This is a genomic window from Pseudazoarcus sp. NS36 (assembly GCF_059703705.1).
On the sequence record NZ_BAAKJA010000001.1, the window covers coordinates 365,134 to 382,441 of the forward strand.

15 protein-coding genes are annotated in these 17,308 nt (G+C 66.1%); all 15 read right to left on the reverse strand.

Going from position 1 to position 17,308, the window contains the following annotated elements; translation table 11 throughout:
* Positions 1 to 63: 63 nt before the first annotated feature.
* Positions 64 to 1,488, reverse strand: coding sequence for an MBOAT family O-acyltransferase (locus tag AC6H0R_RS01740; protein WP_497579611.1), 1,425 nt, complete (start codon positions 1,486 to 1,488; stop codon positions 64 to 66).
* Between the two features lie 3 nt (positions 1,489 to 1,491).
* Positions 1,492 to 2,592 (reverse strand): SGNH/GDSL hydrolase family protein, encoded by a 1,101-nt coding sequence (locus tag AC6H0R_RS01745; RefSeq protein ID WP_497579612.1) that lies wholly within the window; start codon positions 2,590 to 2,592, stop codon positions 1,492 to 1,494.
* A gap of 3 nt (positions 2,593 to 2,595) precedes the next feature.
* On the reverse strand, positions 2,596 to 3,714 hold the full coding sequence (locus AC6H0R_RS01750; protein WP_497579613.1) for a WecB/TagA/CpsF family glycosyltransferase: 1,119 nt from the start codon (positions 3,712 to 3,714) through the stop codon (positions 2,596 to 2,598).
* Entirely contained in the window at positions 3,704 to 4,897 is a 1,194-nt protein-coding gene (locus tag AC6H0R_RS01755) for a glycosyltransferase family 2 protein (protein WP_497579866.1), read from the reverse strand. Before AC6H0R_RS01755 ends, AC6H0R_RS01750 begins: the two co-directional genes overlap by 11 nt.
* Positions 4,897 to 6,165: a glycosyltransferase family 4 protein gene (locus AC6H0R_RS01760; protein WP_497579614.1), complete on the reverse strand. Its 1,269-nt coding sequence runs from the start codon at positions 6,163 to 6,165 to the stop codon at positions 4,897 to 4,899. The genes AC6H0R_RS01755 and AC6H0R_RS01760 overlap by 1 nt, the downstream gene beginning before the upstream one ends.
* Complete coding sequence (locus tag AC6H0R_RS01765; RefSeq protein WP_497579615.1) at positions 6,162 to 6,704, reverse strand: serine O-acetyltransferase; 543 nt, start codon at positions 6,702 to 6,704, stop codon at positions 6,162 to 6,164. Before AC6H0R_RS01765 ends, AC6H0R_RS01760 begins: the two co-directional genes overlap by 4 nt.
* Positions 6,705 to 6,720: 16 nt before the next feature.
* Complete coding sequence (locus AC6H0R_RS01770; protein ID WP_497579616.1) at positions 6,721 to 8,109, reverse strand: Atrophin-1 multi-domain protein; 1,389 nt, start codon at positions 8,107 to 8,109, stop codon at positions 6,721 to 6,723.
* 67 nt (positions 8,110 to 8,176) lie between these two features.
* Positions 8,177 to 9,634 (reverse strand): O-antigen ligase family protein, encoded by a 1,458-nt coding sequence (locus AC6H0R_RS01775; RefSeq protein ID WP_497579617.1) that lies wholly within the window; start codon positions 9,632 to 9,634, stop codon positions 8,177 to 8,179.
* Positions 9,635 to 9,643: 9 nt separating this feature from the next.
* The gene (locus tag AC6H0R_RS01780; protein ID WP_497579618.1) at positions 9,644 to 11,128 is read right to left on the reverse strand and encodes a lipopolysaccharide biosynthesis protein; all 1,485 of its coding nucleotides are present in this window, start codon (positions 11,126 to 11,128) and stop codon (positions 9,644 to 9,646) included.
* Positions 11,125 to 12,171, reverse strand: a complete 1,047-nt coding sequence (locus AC6H0R_RS01785) for a glycosyltransferase family protein (protein WP_497579619.1) — start codon at positions 12,169 to 12,171, stop codon at positions 11,125 to 11,127. Before AC6H0R_RS01785 ends, AC6H0R_RS01780 begins: the two co-directional genes overlap by 4 nt.
* A 128-nt stretch (positions 12,172 to 12,299) precedes the next feature.
* The gene (locus AC6H0R_RS01790; RefSeq protein ID WP_497579620.1) at positions 12,300 to 13,148 is read right to left on the reverse strand and encodes a glycosyltransferase family 2 protein; all 849 of its coding nucleotides are present in this window, start codon (positions 13,146 to 13,148) and stop codon (positions 12,300 to 12,302) included.
* A 57-nt stretch (positions 13,149 to 13,205) separates the two neighbouring features.
* Positions 13,206 to 14,069, reverse strand: a complete 864-nt coding sequence (gene epsG / locus AC6H0R_RS01795) for a chain length determinant protein tyrosine kinase EpsG (protein ID WP_497579621.1) — start codon at positions 14,067 to 14,069, stop codon at positions 13,206 to 13,208.
* Positions 14,070 to 14,079: 10 nt separating this feature from the next.
* Complete coding sequence (gene epsF / locus AC6H0R_RS01800; RefSeq protein WP_497579622.1) at positions 14,080 to 15,429, reverse strand: chain length determinant protein EpsF; 1,350 nt, start codon at positions 15,427 to 15,429, stop codon at positions 14,080 to 14,082.
* A gap of 15 nt (positions 15,430 to 15,444) precedes the next feature.
* Complete coding sequence (gene epsE / locus AC6H0R_RS01805) at positions 15,445 to 16,251, reverse strand: polysaccharide export protein EpsE (protein ID WP_497579623.1); 807 nt, start codon at positions 16,249 to 16,251, stop codon at positions 15,445 to 15,447.
* Positions 16,252 to 16,334: 83 nt separating this feature from the next.
* Complete coding sequence (locus tag AC6H0R_RS01810) at positions 16,335 to 17,249, reverse strand: EpsD family peptidyl-prolyl cis-trans isomerase (protein ID WP_497579624.1); 915 nt, start codon at positions 17,247 to 17,249, stop codon at positions 16,335 to 16,337.
* Between the last annotated feature and the right edge of the window lie 59 nt (positions 17,250 to 17,308).

Here is a 17,308-nt window from a genome sequence, read left to right on the forward strand (position 1 = left end):
CCCTGCGCTTCACCGCTCGACACACCATACGAAACGAGTGCAACGCCAGAATGATCTGCGCCCTCAGAATTGAAAATAGATGAAACCCGAAACCCCCGGCGACACGGCCACCAGCCCGTAAAAGGTCGCCACCAGCATCCCCGCCTGGGCCGGCACGGGCAGGCCCATGAAGCGCTCCGCGCAGGCCGGGTACAACCCCCGAGGCAGCAGATGCAGCAGTGCCGCAACGGCCAGTGCCGCCAACCCGAGCGTCGGCAATGCCCCCGCCACCGCGGGGCTCGTCAGGATGCTCAGCAGATACTGACCTGCCTGCTCCAGATCCGGCGCCCTGAACAGCACCCGCGAGAAGGCCACAAAGTGAAACACTGCCACGATCAGCAGCACATGCGCCCACACCGGATAAACGGTGGCGGTATCGGCGTGCCGGCTGGCAGCCCGTCGCGTGCGCAGCCACCGCTCGAAGGCGACCAGCGATCCGTGCAGGAAACCGTACAGCAGGAAGTTCCAGCCCGCGCCGTGCCAGAATCCGATGGCAATGAAGGTGATGTACAGGTTCAGGTAAACATTGCCGTGACGTGAACCGCCCACCCCAAAGTACAGATAGTCGCGGAAGAAGCTCGACATCGAGATATGCCAGCGCTGCCAGAAATTCGACACGCTGGTAGCCAGGTACGGCCGGTTGAAGTTCTCGACCAGATCGAAGCCAAGCATCCTCGCCGCGCCCCGCGCGATGTCGGTGTAGCCGGAAAGATCCATGTAGATCTGAAAGCTGTAGGCATATACGGCGAGTACCAGGAACAGCGTGGAATGTTCGCCGGGAGCGGCAAACGCCGGGTTCACCAGCTGAACCGCCAGCACGTCGGCAAAGGCGACCTTCTTCACAAAGCCGCGGACCATCAACAGAAAGCCTTCGCGATACGAGGCGTCGCTCGGCACGAAGGGACGTGTCAGCTGCGGCAGGAACTGGTTGGCGCGGGTGATGGGCCCCGACAGCAGCGTCGGGAAGAACGCGACGAACAGCGCAAAGTCACGCAGGCTGCGCGTCGGCTGCTGCTTCTCGCGGTAGATGTCCAGCGGATAGGTCAGACTCTGGAAGGTGAAGAAGGAAATGCCGATCGGCAGCACGATCTGCAGCAACTGCACGTCGGCCTCGAAGCCGAGTGAGCGTGCAAATCCCGCCACACTCTCGATGAAGAAATTGGCGTACTTGAAGTACGCCAGCACCCCCAGCGATCCCGTCAGGGCGACACCCAGCCAGAGCTTGCGCCCGCCCGGCCGACGCGCCGCGGCAATCCCGGCGCCGGCCACAAAATTCACGAGCGTGACGAACAGCAACAGCAGCGCAAAGCGCCAATCCCAGCACATGTAGAAGTAGTAGCTGGCAAACAACAACATGTTCTTGCGGGCGTCGGCACGCCCCGCCAGCCAGTGATTGAGCAGGATCACGGCGGTCAGGAAGGCGAAGAAATGCAGCGACTGGAATGACATGCGCTACTCCCTGAACACCACGAGATCATTGGCGATCAGAAAATCGCGCAGATGCTGCGCGACCCGTTCCTCGCCTTCCACGGTGAAGTGCGTGGCGTCCACGAAATACCGCGGGTCTTCGGGCAACACGGCGGACAGATCGAACACCATGAAACCGTGCCGGTCGCCGGCCTGGCGGATCGCATCGTTGTGGATGTCGTACAGGTCCAGCATGCCGGCCAGATCGAAGCACGGCGTGAAGCGCAGCTGGTTGCCCGCCAGACGCATCTGCTCCTCGGGCGGATGGGCACGGCCATAGGCCTTGGCGTTGGTGAGCAAGACCAGTGAGACGCCCCGGGCCTGCGCCAGATCCGCGATCTGTTCGAGCTCGCTGCGGTAGCGGTCGAGGTCCACCTGTTCGGGCGGCAGGATCTCGGCGCTTTGCGCGGGCGGGCGCAGGAAGCGCGTGTGACGCTTGATCGCGTCGATGCTGAGCACCCAATCGGGCAGCTTCAAGGCCGGCAGCCCCTGACTCATGCGCTTCGCCGGACCACTACGGCAGTAGTCGGCAAAATCGTTGAAACCGGAATACATCACGATCAGATCCGGATCGTGATCGAGCACGGCAAACTCGATCATGCGTCGCTGATCCGCCAGACGATGCCCCGAGATGCCGGCATTGATCACGTCGATCCGCGCATCGGGGAAATCCGACCTCAGCTTGCGCTCCAGGATGTACGAGAAGGTCGCGTCGTTGGAAGCCGCCATCTCGCCCATCACGGACGACGCGCCCACCACCGCCATCCGGAAGCTGCGCGGTTGCCGCTCCAGCGCAATCTCGGGGCTGCGCAGGCCGAAGCTGTTGGTGTCGATCGTGATGTTCGAGCCGGCCAGACTACTGCTGGGACGCAGCGTCTTGACCCCCATGGCCGAATTGAACACATAGCGCGTCTGGTCGGTAAGCAGATTGAACACACTCTGGCCGTTGCGGAAATGCGATCTGACCTGCAGTGCGAACTCCAGCGACAGGATCATCAGCACCGCCAGCACCACGACCCTGCCTGCACGCCCCCGCTGCTTTCCGCCCCTCGCTTCCTGCGCCCCCGTTTCCGTCTGAAATGCCATGGCCTACATCACGTCGACAAGCGCTTCCGCCTTGTTCAGGCGGTACCAGTTCCAGCGCCGGATCGTGTCGTGCACCCGGATCTGCGGCGCCGCCGCGCCGTGCTTCATCAGGTAGATCAGCCCGAGCAATGAGGCATCCACGCTGTCGAGCTTCTCGATGCTGATCTGGCACGAAACGCCGCGCTGATCGACGCCCCCGAGCGCCCTCACCAGACCCGCCCGGGCCGAGCAGCCCCAGTGGCCGCTGATTTCCACGGTGAGCTGCCCCGCAGACTCTTCGAGCAGGGTCGAGCAGGACTGCAAGGCAGCCGCGCGCGCCCGCCGGTTCAGCAGCATCAGCGGCAGCACATTGCCAAAGCCCAGCCGCAGCAGCGCCATGCCGTCTTTCATGTAACGCTGCGCCAGCTTCGGCTCTTCCTTGATACGCCACAGCCATTCCAGACCGGTCTTCTGCATCCATCGCGGCGCCCGGCTGACCGTGCCGGCCGCAAAATTGATGACGGCACCGAGGTGACTGATCACCGGCGCGGACAACCGCGACCGGTTGTGCTCGATCCACGCCTGGCCCTTGGCCGCCCCCAGCGCAACGAGCACGAAGTCAGGCTCGCAGGCGTTGATGTGTTCGATGACCTCCGGCGCGCTCATCTCGTCGATGCTGCCGAAGCCCGGGCAATGGTGGCCCACACACTGCACGGCGCCGCCAGCTGCGTTGATGTTGGCCGCTGCCCGCTCGGCAACGCCCTCTTCCCCTCCGAACAGGAAGACCTTGATCGGGCCGGCCTCCCCGCGCATCAGCGCCTCGAAGATGTCCGAGCCGGCCACCCTCTCGGGCAGGGAGATGCCAAGCAATCGCGCAATCCACAGGATCGGCATGCCGTCGGCCACCGAGAGGTCGCTGTTGAGCACCGAGCGCTGAAAGGCCGGGTCGCGCTGGCTGGCAATCAGGAAGTTGAGGTTGGGCGTCGACAGAAAGAGCGGTGTGCGCTCCTTCACCGCCACCGCGATACGGTGCACCGCCTCGTCCAGCGTGACGGCGTCAAACGGCAGACCGAGCAGCCAGTGCACCGGGCGGTCCAGTTGGCGGGACGTCGGCGGACGTTCCGGAAGCGTTTCAATCAGCATGTTCGGCATCCCTCTTCGACCTGACCCAGGTGACCTGGCGGCGCACCAGAAAGGCCGCGTACAGCGGCAGCTTGCGCAAGGCATAGCCCACGGCCAGCACCAGCGTTGAGAACCCCACGATCTCGCGCCCGAAGCGCATCCAGGCGAGCCCCACCGCCAGCACCAGCATGGCCAGTACCAGCGTCGAGAACAGGAAAGGCCCATACGAAACCCCGACCAGCGTCACCAACCCGGCGGCCAGGAATACGGCAGCGACAAGCATCACAAGCAAGGCCAGCGGTGGCACGCACAGGTCGAGCGCGAGTGCCAGAACGGCGGGACGACGTCGGGTCACGCCTTCAACGAGCATGCTCGGCACGGCCGTCGCGATCATGCCTAGATGGCCATGCTCCCAGCGCTTGCGCTGGCTGTCGGTGCCCTCACGGTTGGCCGGGAATACGCTCTCCACCACGGCTTCCGGGCAGAACAGCGGCGCCGCACCAGCACGCGCCAGATCCACGCCCATCTGCATGTCCTCGACGATGTGGCCGGTCGCGAGCTGCGCGTTGGCAATGCACGCCCACGGAAACGCCATGCCGCTGCCTGTCAGCTGGCAGGGGCAGCCCAGGCGCAGGAAACCGAGCGGGCGCGCAAGGTTTCTCACCACCCAGGCGAATTCGGCGATGCGCGCAAAGCGGCGCCCCCCGGGCGGCGTCTTCATCAGATACAGGGCCTGCACCGGACGCCCGGTTGCACCGCTCAGGCGAACGATGCGATCCAGCGCACCGGGCAGCACGATGCAGTCGGCGTCGACGATCACGACGGTCTCGGGCGGCTCTGTGGCGAGATGGCGCACCCCGAAATCAAGCGCATAGCCCTTGCCGCGCAACACTGCGTCACTGCGCTCGATCACCTCTGCGCCGGCATTGCGCGCCACCGCAGCGGTGTCATCCGTGCAGTTGTCGGCGACCACCAGCAGCCGGTCCCCAGCCTGCAGCTGCGGCGCGAGCGCGCGCAGCGTGGCCGGCAAGCCCGCGGCTTCGTTGTGGGCCGGGATAAGCACCACGGCGTTCGGGCGCGAACCGACCGCCGTTGCGACCGCGGCACGGCGCGGCAGCGCGCAGACGATCTGCAACAGCAGTACGGACACCGGGATCAGCAACACGCCGGCCGCAAGGTACAGCAGCGCTTCGACCAACAGCATCACGAGCACGCCTCCCCGACAACAGCGCTGGCCGGGCCACGCATCAGCGCCGCCAGCCTGGCGGACTCGCGCTCGATGTCGTGCCGGGCCAGCACGCGTTGGCGTGCCCGTTCGCCCATCTCTTCGAGCTGCTCCCGCGGTGCTTCGAGGCAGGCACGCATCGCACGCACCAGTTCGGCTTCATCGCCGGCCGGAAACAGCCAGCCGTGCTCGCCTGCGTGGACCAGCTCGGGAATGCCGGCGATGTAGGTCGTCAGCACCGGCCGCCGCAAGGCCATGGCCTCCATGATCACGATCGGCAGGCCCTCGCCGAAGCTCGGCAGCACCAGCGCGCGCGCATCCAGCAGCTCGTCGCGCACCTGTGCGCTGCTGATCCAGCCGGTGATCCTGACCTTGTCGTGCAACCCGCCCGCGGCAATCTGCGCCTCGATCTGCGGCCGCATTTCGCCATCCCCGGCGAGCACCAGCTCGAAATCCACGCCGTCACGCGCCAGCACGGCCGCCGCTTCGATCAGCAGCATCTGGCCCTTCTGCTCGCACAGCCGGCCGACGCAGACCAGACGCGGGCGCGCCGGGATCGGCACATGCGGCACCTCGTGAAACGCACGCTCAAGGCCGCAATGCACCACCGCCACCTTGTGCCAGTGCTCCGCGCCAACCCATCTGAAAAGCTGGCTCCGGCAGAACGAGGTGATCGCGACCACGAAGGCCGCCCGCTGGATCTTCTCGCCCAGCCGGATGAAGCATGGCTTGTCGAACTCCTCCGGCCCATGCACCGTGAAGCTGAACGGAATGCCGGCCAGCAGGCCCGCGAGCAGCGCCACTTCGGCCGAGTTCGTGCCGAAATGCGCGTGCAGGTGCTGCACCTCGGCCTCTTCAAGCCACGTCGCCACCTGGCAGGCTTCGGCCAGATAGATCAGATGAAAGGGCAAGGCGCGGTCCGCCCGCCAGCCCATCGACAGCGCCTGCCTGAGCGCCTGCGCAAAACGGCGCGGATGGCGGATCAGGCGCTGCAGCAAGGCCCTGACCAGCCCGCGCGCGCCGTCCTTCAGCACGTAAGCCGTTTTCGTCTGCTCCTGCACGTCCTCGGGATCGACGAGCACCTCGCCCCACCCCCGTACCGACAGGCGCAGCACCTCGATCCCCTGCTGCTCCAGCGCGAGAATTTCCCTGCGGATGAAGCTGTGGCTGACCTTGGGGTACTGATTCACCAGATACGCGACGCGCATCGCCGCCTGCGGCCGCAGCGGCACCCGTTCATTCATCATGTTTCACCCCGAATGATTCGCGCCGGCGAACCGACCGCGGTTGCGCCGTCCGGCACATCGCACAGCACCACCGACAGTGCGCCGATGCGGCAGTTGTTCCCGATCCGGACACCGCCCAGCACCTGGGCATAGGCGCCGAATTCGACGTTGTTGCCGATGACCGGAGCCGGGCCGTCCTCGTAGCGATTGCCGATGGTCACGCCCTGACGCAGCGTGCAGTTCGAACCCATCACGACCTCCGGGTGGAGAAATATCCCGCCGAAGTGCCAGATGCGCAGGCCCGGGCCGATCACCGCAGACTTGGGCAGGCCGATGCCGGTGACGGTCTCGACCACACGCTGGGCCGCCCAGTACACCGCGGTCAGCCCCCTGCGTCGCCAGCCCTCGGGCCGCCCTTCCACGTAGCGTCCAAAGCGGTACACGGCGAGCGCCCAGATCGACTGTTCCTTGAGGAAGGGCCTGCGTTGTCCACAGCGGCGCAGGTCGGCCTGCCAGGGCGATTCCTCGCTGACCCTGCGTTGCGGGTTCGCGGTGTCCATGTCGTGCCTCTGCACCCTAGTCCACATGCACCAGCTCACCGGCCACCGACGATTCGCCGGCCTCACCGCTGATGGCATGCAGCACAGGCCGGACCAGGCCCTGCGGCCAGATCAGATCTGCCGTCTCCTCATCGGCCAGCGGCCCGCTGTCGAAGATCGTTTGGCCATCGTCAGGTCTCACCAGACGCAAGCGGAACAGCCCGCCTCCGGTGTTGCGGGCGCGCACCTGATAGGCCGCCCCGGCCTCGGGCACGGCCCAGCTCACGGGCTGCATGCTGCGTCCGCTGGCATTGGTCTGCTCGACGCGGCCCGCTCCGGGCGGGAACACCACGGCTTGCTGCCAGCTGTCGAAAACGCCGGCACGACCGCCCTTGGGCACGCTCCACGGGCCGCGCATCGACAACAGGTTGAAGCGCATGTCACGCTCGTAGCCGCGGCCCTCGCCGTCGATCCATCCGTCCGTGGCCACGACCTGACGCAGGCCGATGCGGATGCGCTCCAGATCGTTCGCCGCCACCGAATTCCAGCCGCCGCGGTGCAGGTTGAAGCCCGCCCCGTTTTCCACATAGATGACGTACGGCGTGCCGTGATTGCGGTCGACCACGTAGGCGCCGTACTCCATCAGCGTTGCGGCAATCTTGCGCACCGCCGGTGTGCGGATGGTCTGGAGGTCGAAGCCGGGCGGCAGCATCAGCAGCGCGCCTTGCGGAATCTCGCCGCTGTTCTTCCCGGCATCGTGGTCAGCGGACGTGGCCGGAAAGACATAGGCCGGCTCGGACGCGAGGCCATTGAAGGTCAGCGACATGGCGAGCGCGTGGTGATACATGCTCTCGCCGTCATTGACCTCGTGCTTGCGGATCAGCCCTGCCATGGTCGGAACAGCGGCCGCCCGCGCGCCCTGGAAATAGTGGGCGGGATCCCCCCAGCCCCTGCCGTCGAGGCGCGTCCACGCGTACTGCGCAGCCACCCATCCGCCGTCGCGCCACCGCAGCTTCCAGAAGGAATGGACGATGCCCGCCACCGGATCGACGATGTCTGCATGGCCGTCCGCGCCGGATGCCGGCTCCACGCCCTCCGGCCAGTGCGGAAGCGTCACGTTGCCGTGGGTCTCCGCGTCGGGCTGCCACAGCCCCTTGGTATTGGGCAGCCCCTGCACGGTCACCGGGGGATCGGACGGACCGGCTTCGAACACGCCGGTGGACCACTTGCCCTCGGCAACCGCGGGGAAGTAGTCGGACGGCGGAATGACGAAGCTCCCGAAGCGCGGATTGACCGGCTTGCTGTTCCACGGCGACGCCTTCGAGAACGGCCGGGAAGCACTGCCGAATTCGTCCTCTGCCGCCTGGACGACAGACACCGCGCCGGCGACCAGCGCCAGCATCAGCCAGTGGCGCGTACCCCGCATGAAATCACCTCCCGGAACAAAGCCGGAACGCCTGAGCCTTGAAACAAGCATGCGACCCTCACCTCCTTTAATGCTGAACAAGCTGTGCCGGCCGAGCGTGCGTGGCCGCCGTTTCAACCACCTGCGCCCTTCTTGCCACCACCGCAACCGCAGCCCCCGCGATGAACCACACGTACCAGTTGTATGCGAGGTAACTGAGCATGTTGTCGGAGCCAGAAATGATGGCGTACTGCACGATCAGCGCCGACGCGACGAAGGCGCCCAGCCGGTCCTCTTCCGCCACGCGGAAGATGGTCCGCAACAGCCCCCACAACAGCGCCAGATAGGCGACCAGGCCCACGATTCCGAGATCGAAGAACAGCTGGACGTACACGTTGTGGGCGCCGAAGCGCGTGCCCCCGGACATCGAGAAGAAGCTCGGCGAGTAGTGCGTGAAAGCGCCCACGCCATAGCCAAATGCGTAGCGCAGCGACTCCATCCAGCGCAGGCCGTCTTCCCATATGAGCTGACGCCAGGCAAAGGAATTGAGCCGCGCATAGGGGTCGAAGGGATTGCTCGCGCCAAGGTCAAGCAGGCGCTCCTGCACGGACGGCACGCACAACGCGGCCAGCGCGGCCAGCGTCAGATAGATGAGGTAGCGCCGCTCGAAGATCAGCGCATACAGCACGAACATCGCAAAGCAGGCGACCCAGGCGCTGCGCGTCTTGGTCATCAGCAGCAAGCCGGCAAGCAGCAACATGTACGCCCACAGGGCGTTGCGCATGACGGGCGTCACCTTGAAGCGCTCGGACTTCACGGCGTAGAGCACCACCGCGATGACCAGGATCAGGTAGAACGCGAAGATGTTCGGGTGGGTGAAAGTGCTCTTCAGGCGCAGGCCATGCAGGCCCATCGCCCCCTGATTCAGTGCGAGATCGACAAAGGCGTACAGCACCGGAATCACGGACGACCACAGCACGAGCCGGAAGCACTTGCTCAGGTCGTCGGCGGACTGGACATAGAAGTAGGCCGCCATGAAGACCGCGAAATAGGAGCAGATCGCCAGCGCCAGCCGGATCGCATCCCCCGGCGTCGGCGAATAGGCCACGCCGGCAAAGAACACGCACAGGAACGGCAGCCAGATCTTCACGCCGGGCCAGTTGATGCGGTCCTTGTGCTGCAGGACGATCAGCGCCGCGATGAGGCACACGCAGGCATTGATCAATCCGCCGACGCCGATGGCGTAGCCACCGACCGCAAAGCGCGTGGTTTCGAACACCACATCGCCCGATGCGCGGAACAGCAGGATCAGCGTCAGCAGCAGAAAGCGGTTGAAGATCAGCAGGAACAGCAACGCCAGCGCGGCCGGCAACACCAGCAGCCGGGACAGGCTATCGCCCATGGCCTGGCTGTAGGCCGGAATCGCCGCCCCCACCAGCACGGCCACCGCGAGGCAGGTGGCCAGCGGCAGCATGTCGGCCAGGCGCGCGGGCACGCCGCCGATGCTCGTCGCGCCTCCGTTAGCGCTCCCGTGTCGCGTCCACATGCGCATCCCCTAGCGCAGCAGCGAGCGGCTGCGCAGCACCGCCACCACGCTTTGACGGAACGCCGGCCAGACGGCGCACAGCACACCGAAGGCAGCGAGCATGCCCGCCACCCCGACCGCAAGCTGCCCCGGCAACGGCAGTGCGAACTGCGCGCTCACCAGCACCGACACCGCCCCGCAGACGCCATAGCCCACCAGCAACAGCAAGCCGTTGCGCAGCATGCCGCCCACCGGCGCGCCCGAATGGCGCAGCCAGTACAAGCCCGCCAGCCACTTGAGGCCCAGGCTGGCGGAGTAGGCCACGGCCACGCCGAATACGCCCCAACGCGAACCGACGAGGATGGCCGTGATGAGCAACAGCCGCGTCAGCATCACGTAGTGCAACTGGGAACCGGTCAGCCCCTTCGACAGGAACACCCAATAGGTGGCGTAGCTCGCCGCCTGGAAAGCTCCGCCGATTGCGAGTATCTGAAAGATCGGCACCGCGCCGGCCCACTGGGGGCCGAGCACGAGCAGGATCAGCGGCTCGGCCTGCGCGCAGGCAAACGCGAACACGGCCACGACCAGATGCAGCAGGGCCGCCTGACCATGCAGCAGGAAGTTGTCGTAGCGAGAGACATCGGTCTGCAGACGCGACAGCACCGGCAGTGCAATGGTGGTGGCCGGTGCGTTGATCTGGTTCAGCGGCAACATCAGGATCTGATAGGCGCGGTTGTACAGACCGAGCGCTTCCGCGCCGAAACGCTGGCCGATGATCAGGGCATCGACGTTGCGGCTCAGATAGGCGATCAACTGCGTGAGCATCAGGTTCGAGCCATAGCGCAGAAACGCGCCCATGCCGGCGCAGCGGCGCGGCAGGCCGGGCCGGAAGCCGGAGAGCACGGCAAAACAGACCAGCAGCATCAGGGCGTGACTCAGCTGCTGGGCAACCAGCGCCCAGTATCCGTAGCCACGGAGGGCGAGCACCACGCCGGCGACGAGCCCGACGGCCTGACCGGTAATCTCGGCGGCGGCGAGGCGCCCGAAGCGCATGTCGCGGTTGAGCTGGGCACGAAACTGGGTGGCCAGACCGTTCAGGAAAAACGTGACGGCCAGCGCCTGGGCGATCGGTTCGAGCAGAGGCTGATCGTAGAAGACGGCGATCCACGGCGCCGCCGCCACCACGGCGCAGGCCAGTGCCAGCCCGATGACGCTGTTGATCCAGAACAGGTTGCTGCGTTGCGCCTCGGACACGCTGGTGGCCTGGATGGACGCTGAGGACAGGCCGAAGTCGCGCAGCACCTCACCGATGCCGACCACAGCCACGACCATGGCCAACAGGCCGTAGTCACTGGGCGAGAGCAGGCGCGCCAGAATGATGATCCCGCCGAACTGCAGCAGGATCTTGCAGCCTTGCCCGCCCATCGTGACCAGCGCGCCGCGTGCCGCCAGACGCCCCAGAGGCTTGCGCTCGGGCATGACGACCCCGCTGTCCGGGCTTGCCGGCGTGCTCATGCGCCACCCACCGCATAGCCGCGCAGCGCAGCGATGTAGGCCTGGCAATGGCTGGCCCCGGCCTGCGCCCAGTCCCTCCGCGAAAGATCCGGCGCTGGCGTGCGCCCGGTGCTGCGTACCCGCTCAAGCGCCGAGTGCAGCGTCGCTTCGCTCAGCTCGCCGTCGTACAGATGGATCCAGTCCGGCCCGACCTCCTCGGCCAGCGCGGTATTGGCCTCATTGCGCGGCACGAGGACCGGCCGGTTCAGCGACAGCGCCAGCAGCAGCGAGCCCGAGTTGTGCATCTGGCGGAAGGGCAGCACGACCAGCTCGGCCTGGCCGATCTCGCAGGCCAGCGTCGCGTCGTCGACATATTCGAGCAAGGCGCCCACCCGTGCGTCCGCCGCGCAGGCGGCCTCGATCTGGCTGCGCAAGGCCGCTGTGGACGGCTGTCCGACAATGCGCAGCGAAATCTGTGCTACGGAGGCCGACGCCGCGCCGTCGAAACAGCCCAGCAGCGTCTCGATGCCCTTGTAGGGACGGATCAAGCCAAAGTACAGCAGACGCCCCGGCTCACTCGGCGGCACGTCGAATCCGGCAAACCAGTCACGGTAGTGCCCGTGCAGGATGGTTGCCGTCTGCGGCAGACGCGCTGGCGTCGTCTCGTTGATGCGGACCCAGACCTTGGTGCAGGCGTCCAGCATCTGCAGCAGGCGGCGCTCCAGCGCACCGACCCCCTCATGCGGCTCAAGGTTGTGCAGGGTCCGGACCGCAGGCCTTCCCGACACTTTCAGGCGCAGCACGAAGGTAAGGAACAGCAGGTATTGCACAAACCGGTTGCGGCCCTGCTCGCGCAGCAGGAACTCGGGCCAATGCACGTGAAAGACGTCATACCGCCCGAAGAGCGCCTTGCCCCACGAGAAGAACTCGACCTCCGCATGCGGCTCGATCGAGCGGATCAACTGCTTTACATAGGGGTTGTCGTTGCGCGTGGGGGGCCGCAAGGACTGCAACACCACGATCCGTGGCGGCACATGGGGTCGGATACTTTCTGCTGCGCTCATTCTGCGTCTCCGCTTCGCACCGGGCGGGCCGACTGCATCCACGACATCGCCGCCATGCACGTGATCCCGCAGTTGCGACGGCAAACTCCGTAAAAAATCATTGAACCTTCAGCTTCCTCGGCCACCGTTTAGCCAACGCTGGCGCGGGTCATGCGCAGCAGGCCCGGCAGCCACACCCCGAGGCGGAGAAACTCCAGGTAATCCCTTGCCGTCGGGCGTATGCCGTACAGCCTGGCGAAGAGCTGCAGGTAGAGCAGCTGCGTCAGCCTGCGGTCATCTCTCGCATGGGCGTCCCGCACAATCTCGAACGCCTCGCGCAGGTTCTCTTCGCTCTTCTGCGAAATGCGGTCCTGCCTGGGCGAGTTCTCGAAGTTGTAGGTCGCCTTGTCCACCAGCCGGCCCGGCCCGAACACCTTGAGCACGCGCATGAAGAACTCCAGGTCCTGCCACGCGGGCAGATCCGGGTTGAACAGGCCGGCTTCGATGAAGTGCTTTCTCGGCGCGAAGATCTGGTTGCCGACGACGTTCCCGCCAAACATGTCCTCGAAACGCGCGATTTCGGGCTTCTGGGTCCGCTGGGTGATCTTCCCGAACTCGACGACATTGAGCTGGGAGTACAGGCAGGACGGCAGCTCGCTGAAGGTGAGGACATGGGCCTGCCATTCCTCGACGAAGACCTCGAGGCGATTGGGCGTGAACACGTCGTCGTCGTCCAGCCCGGTGACGAAATCGCCTTGCGCGTCCATGATCGCGAGATTGCGCGCGGCGGCACCGCCGACCGACTTCCGGTTGTGGATCACCCGGATGCGCGCATCACGCGCACACGCATTGCTCAGCACGCTGGCCGTGTGGTCTTCCGAACCGTCATTGACCACGATCAGCTCGAACTGGGCATAGGTCTGCCTCAGTACCGATTCGATCGCGGCTTCCACCATCTCCGCCCGGTTCTTGGTGGGCATGTAAACGCTGATCAACATGTCGTACTCATCCGCCTTTCGCTTGAACACCTGTGTGGCCGGGGACGCCCCGGAAGCCTAGCGATGTGGGTTCATCACCGTGCCGACCAGCCGCGCGTTCGCCGCGCGCAAGGCTTCGGCACACGCGCGCAAGGCGCCGGCCCGGCTCACGTCCTGCTGCGCCACCATGACGCCCCCGCCGGCCAGCGCCGCCACGGTCTGCATGTCGGCAAAGCGCGAGGCCGCAGGCGTATCGATCAGGATCACGTCGTAGGCCGTGACGAAATCGCCAAGCAGACGCTGCAACTGCGGGCGCGACAGCAGTTCCTGCGGGTTGGGGGGCACGGCACCGGCGGGGAGCACCGACAAGTCCACCAGCTCGGGAATGCGCTGCACGACGGTCTGGTTGGCGCGACCGGACAGAATCGAGGACAGGCCGGCGTGCTCGTCCAGCCCGAACAGCCGGTGCTGACTCGGGTTGCGCAGATCGGCGTCGATCAGCAGCGTGCGTTCACCCAGCTGCGAGAAGACCACCGCGAGATTGGCGGCCAGCCAGGAGCGCCCTTCCCCTGCTTCGGGGCTGACGATGGCCAGCGTGTTCGGCGTGGCCGCTTCGCGGAACCAGCGCAACATGAGCTGACTGCGCAGTGCCCGCAGGGCTTCGACCTTGGGCGAAAAGGGCTGATAGGCAGCGACCACCGATGGCGCCACCCTGCTCTCGCCGGGCTGCAGATAGGGGTAATCGAACTGTCGCGACAGGGCGAACTTGATGTCGGCGTCCGCCAGCAGACCGATCTGGATGGCGGCATCACCGAAGCGCAGACCCTGGTCACGCTGCACCCGCAGAATCCGTTCGGCGTCCTCCGGCTTCAGGCGCCCGGCGTCGATCAGGATTGCCCCGATCGAACGCCCGGCCATGGGCAGAGTATTGGGAGCATTCATGGCATTGACCTCACGCGGTTGCCGGATCTGGAATTACGCCAAGCAGCGGCGCACCGGAGATCGCCGGCAGATCCTCCGGCCGACGCACCCGCGGATCGCGAAACTCGAGCAGCAGCGCCGCTGCGATGCCGAGCAGCCCGCCGACGATGCCGGCCAGCGCGAGCACGATCAGCTTGCGCGGCCCGGAGGCATGCATCGGCGCCGTCGCCCCGGTGAGCACCGACACGTTGGTCTGCTGGCTCTGGCTTTCGAGATTGGTGTAGGCCAGACGCTGCGCCACCAGGTCATGCGTGCGCTGGGCACTCTCGACATCGCGTTGCAGCACGGCAATCTGGTCCCGATGGGATTTCAGCTCGAGCACCCGGGCGTGCTGTTCCTGCACCGCCGCCGCGATCTCGGCCTCGTTCGCAGAACTGATCAGCGTCGTGGTGTCGAGCGAACGCGCGATGCGCTGGATCTCTTCGGACAGCCGCTGACGCATGGAAGCGATCTCGGCGTTGCTTCTGCCCAGTTCGGGGTGGTTGGGGCCAACCCGGCCGGCCAGCTGCTGTCGTTCGGCTTCCTTCTTGGCGAGCTCGCCCTTGAGATTGGCGATCAGCGGGTTCTGCATCACCTCGGGCAGCGCGTCTCCGGCGTCGGCCTGGCTCTGCCGCGAACGGCTGTCCGCGCCCTGCCCCTGCGCCGCCACGAGCTGCGTGGACAACTCCACCAGCCGCGCCGTCTCCAGGTCCAGCCGCCCGGCCGTCGCGACGATGCCGTGTTGCTGCTCATACTCCGAAAGGCGGCGCTGGGCCTGCTCGAGATCGTTGCGCAAGCTCTGCGTGCGCTCGTCAAACCAGGCGGCGTACTGCCGCGCCGGCTCGACCTTGAGTTCGAGCGTCGTGTCGATATAGGCCTGCGCGAAGGCGTTGGCGATCATCGCGACAAAGCCCGGATCGCGGCCCGAATACGCAATGGTGACGACGCTGCTGTCGCGCGACGGAATGACCTCGATCTGGCTCTTCAAGGCTTTCGCCAGCCAGGTCTCGATCGCCCCTTCGCCCTCGGTTGCCTCAAGCCACTGGTCCTGCACCGCCGGCAGCTCATGCATGCGCGTGCGCTCCACCACGCGCTGGGCAACCCGGTCGGAACGAATGATGTCGACCTGCGTCGCCAGGTAGCCGGGTGCCATCTGGCTTGGCAGCAAGGCGCCGCCGACCGGATCGACGGACTTGGTGTCGATGATCACGGCCGTCGAGGCGGTGTACTTCGGCGGCAGCACCAGACTGACCACCAGCGCACTGACGACAACCAGCGACGCGACGGCCACGATGATCCACATGCGGGCGCGCAGGATCGAGATGAGCTGGGGAATGGACATGCTATCGCCCCCCGATCAGAACAGGCTTTCGCGCAGATGCACGACATCGTTGGGCTGCAGCAGATCGTCTAGCCCCGGCTCGATGATCTTCAGTTCGCCGTCTGCGCCGCGACGATGAACCCGCAGCCCCCGCATCGTCCCGCGCGCGGTCAGGCCTCCGCCGGTCGCCAGCGCCTGGATGACGCTCATGTCGCGCTCTAGCCGGAAGGCGCCGGGGCTCTGGACCTCGCCGTAGATGTAGAACACCGGCGCGCGTTCGACGTAGATCATGTCGCCGCCGACCAGCGGCAGATTGCGGGTGTGCCCGCCCTCCTCGAAGATCGAAGCCAGATCAACCTCGATCCGCACCGGCTTGCCGTCGCGCACCCCGCTGAGGACCACCTGCCCGGAGCCGTGCTCGGCAACCCCGCCGGCTGCCGCCACCAGGTCGGCGAGTCGCTGATTGAAGGTCTCCAGCGGATAACGGCCCGGCCGCTCCACCTGCCCCAGCACGACCACCTGATTGCCGCGCATCTCGATGGGCAGGATGTTGACGTGGGGTTTGAGCACAAAGCCGCCGTCGCGCAAGCGCGCGGCGATGATGGCTTCGGCCCCCGACACCGACTTCCCGCCGACGCGCACCGAGCCGAGCAGCGGGAAGGTCAGCGTGCCCGATTCCGAAACCCGCGCCTCGGTCGTCAGATCCGGGTTCTGGAACACCGTGATGCGCACGACATCGCCCGGACTCAACACGTATTCCGGCCCGTCGGCCCATGCGGCTGACGAGACGAACGCGGCAAACAGGAGCGCCAGGATCGGACGGTAAAAGGAACTTGCATTCATGTTTTCCAGCCTCGAATGATTGAATCTAGGAAACCGCCGGCGCGCGCCACCGGGCGGTCGGGAATACACCAGTGCGGGGTGGCTCACTTCAGCCCCGCAACCCCGCGCTCGAAGGCGGCCTTGATCGGCTCGTTCGCCACGGGGTCGTCGCCGACAGAAGCCTTTGGAACCGCGGCGGCCACTTCTTCTCCACCCGGGCCGCCGGCCTCCTGAATGAAGTCATCGCCATAGCGGATACGCGCGGCACTGCGCAGACGGGCGAGTTCGGCACGCGCCGCCTCGACCCTCCGGTCGTTCATCAGGTAGTCCTCGATGAGGGGCCGTGCGGCAGCGAGATCCATGGGCTCGTTGCGGGCGCTGACGAGGTGGATCAACTGCGCACCGCTCGGCGCGGGCAGCAGCACCAGATCCCCGCTGCGCATACCGGAAAAACCTTCGAGGCTGTCGATCGGCAACTGCTCGGCAGCACGCACCACGTTCGCGCTCCGGAATTCCAGGCCTCGGTCGCGGAGCCAGCTCAGGACGTCTTCGACGCTACGTGCCCCGGACACCACCGCCTGCAGAGCCTCCCGATTCGGCTCATCCATCTGCACGGCGATCTGCTGCAGTTCGTAGATCCGGCGCCGCTCGAACAAGGCCGGGTTGGCCTCATAGAAGGCGCGAATCTCGTCTTCCGACGGACGCGCCGCCGCACCCACAACGCGATCGAGATACGCCCGTACCAGAATCTCGCGCCTGGACGCCTCCAGCTCGCGAGCGACATCGGGATCCCGCTCCAGATGGCGCTGCCGGGCCTTCTGGACGATCAACTCCTGATCGATCAGCCGCTCCAGCGCCACCGCATCTTCCGGCCCGCCCGACTGCGCCCCGGTCTGCTGCTGCGGTTCGAGCATCTTCTGCACCTGATGAACGCTGATCTCGGCGTTATTGACCTTTGCCGCCACAACCGGATTCGGGCTCTCGGCGTCGCCGCCGCACCCGGCCAGCACGACGGCCATGCCGAGCACACAAAATCGCTCCAGGTGAAGAACAGACTGCATGGGACACGCCTCTTCGG

Coding starts and splice junctions, on each gene's coding strand:
- AC6H0R_RS01740 (WP_497579611.1), bottom strand. CDS start 1,488: ATGTCATTCCAGTCGCTGCATTTCTTCGCCTTCCTGACCGCCGTGATC.
- AC6H0R_RS01745 (WP_497579612.1), bottom strand. CDS start 2,592: ATGGCATTTCAGACGGAAACGGGGGCGCAGGAAGCGAGGGGCGGAAAG.
- AC6H0R_RS01750 (WP_497579613.1), bottom strand. CDS start 3,714: ATGCTGATTGAAACGCTTCCGGAACGTCCGCCGACGTCCCGCCAACTG.
- AC6H0R_RS01755 (WP_497579866.1), bottom strand. CDS start 4,897: ATGCTGTTGGTCGAAGCGCTGCTGTACCTTGCGGCCGGCGTGTTGCTG.
- AC6H0R_RS01760 (WP_497579614.1), bottom strand. CDS start 6,165: ATGATGAATGAACGGGTGCCGCTGCGGCCGCAGGCGGCGATGCGCGTC.
- AC6H0R_RS01765 (WP_497579615.1), bottom strand. CDS start 6,704: ATGGACACCGCGAACCCGCAACGCAGGGTCAGCGAGGAATCGCCCTGG.
- AC6H0R_RS01770 (WP_497579616.1), bottom strand. CDS start 8,109: ATGCGGGGTACGCGCCACTGGCTGATGCTGGCGCTGGTCGCCGGCGCG.
- AC6H0R_RS01775 (WP_497579617.1), bottom strand. CDS start 9,634: ATGTGGACGCGACACGGGAGCGCTAACGGAGGCGCGACGAGCATCGGC.
- AC6H0R_RS01780 (WP_497579618.1), bottom strand. CDS start 11,128: ATGAGCACGCCGGCAAGCCCGGACAGCGGGGTCGTCATGCCCGAGCGC.
- AC6H0R_RS01785 (WP_497579619.1), bottom strand. CDS start 12,171: ATGAGCGCAGCAGAAAGTATCCGACCCCATGTGCCGCCACGGATCGTG.
- AC6H0R_RS01790 (WP_497579620.1), bottom strand. CDS start 13,148: ATGTTGATCAGCGTTTACATGCCCACCAAGAACCGGGCGGAGATGGTG.
- epsG (WP_497579621.1), bottom strand. CDS start 14,069: ATGAATGCTCCCAATACTCTGCCCATGGCCGGGCGTTCGATCGGGGCA.
- epsF (WP_497579622.1), bottom strand. CDS start 15,429: ATGTCCATTCCCCAGCTCATCTCGATCCTGCGCGCCCGCATGTGGATC.
- epsE (WP_497579623.1), bottom strand. CDS start 16,251: ATGAATGCAAGTTCCTTTTACCGTCCGATCCTGGCGCTCCTGTTTGCC.
- AC6H0R_RS01810 (WP_497579624.1), bottom strand. CDS start 17,249: ATGGCCGTCGTGCTGGCCGGGTGCGGCGGCGACGCCGAGAGCCCGAAT.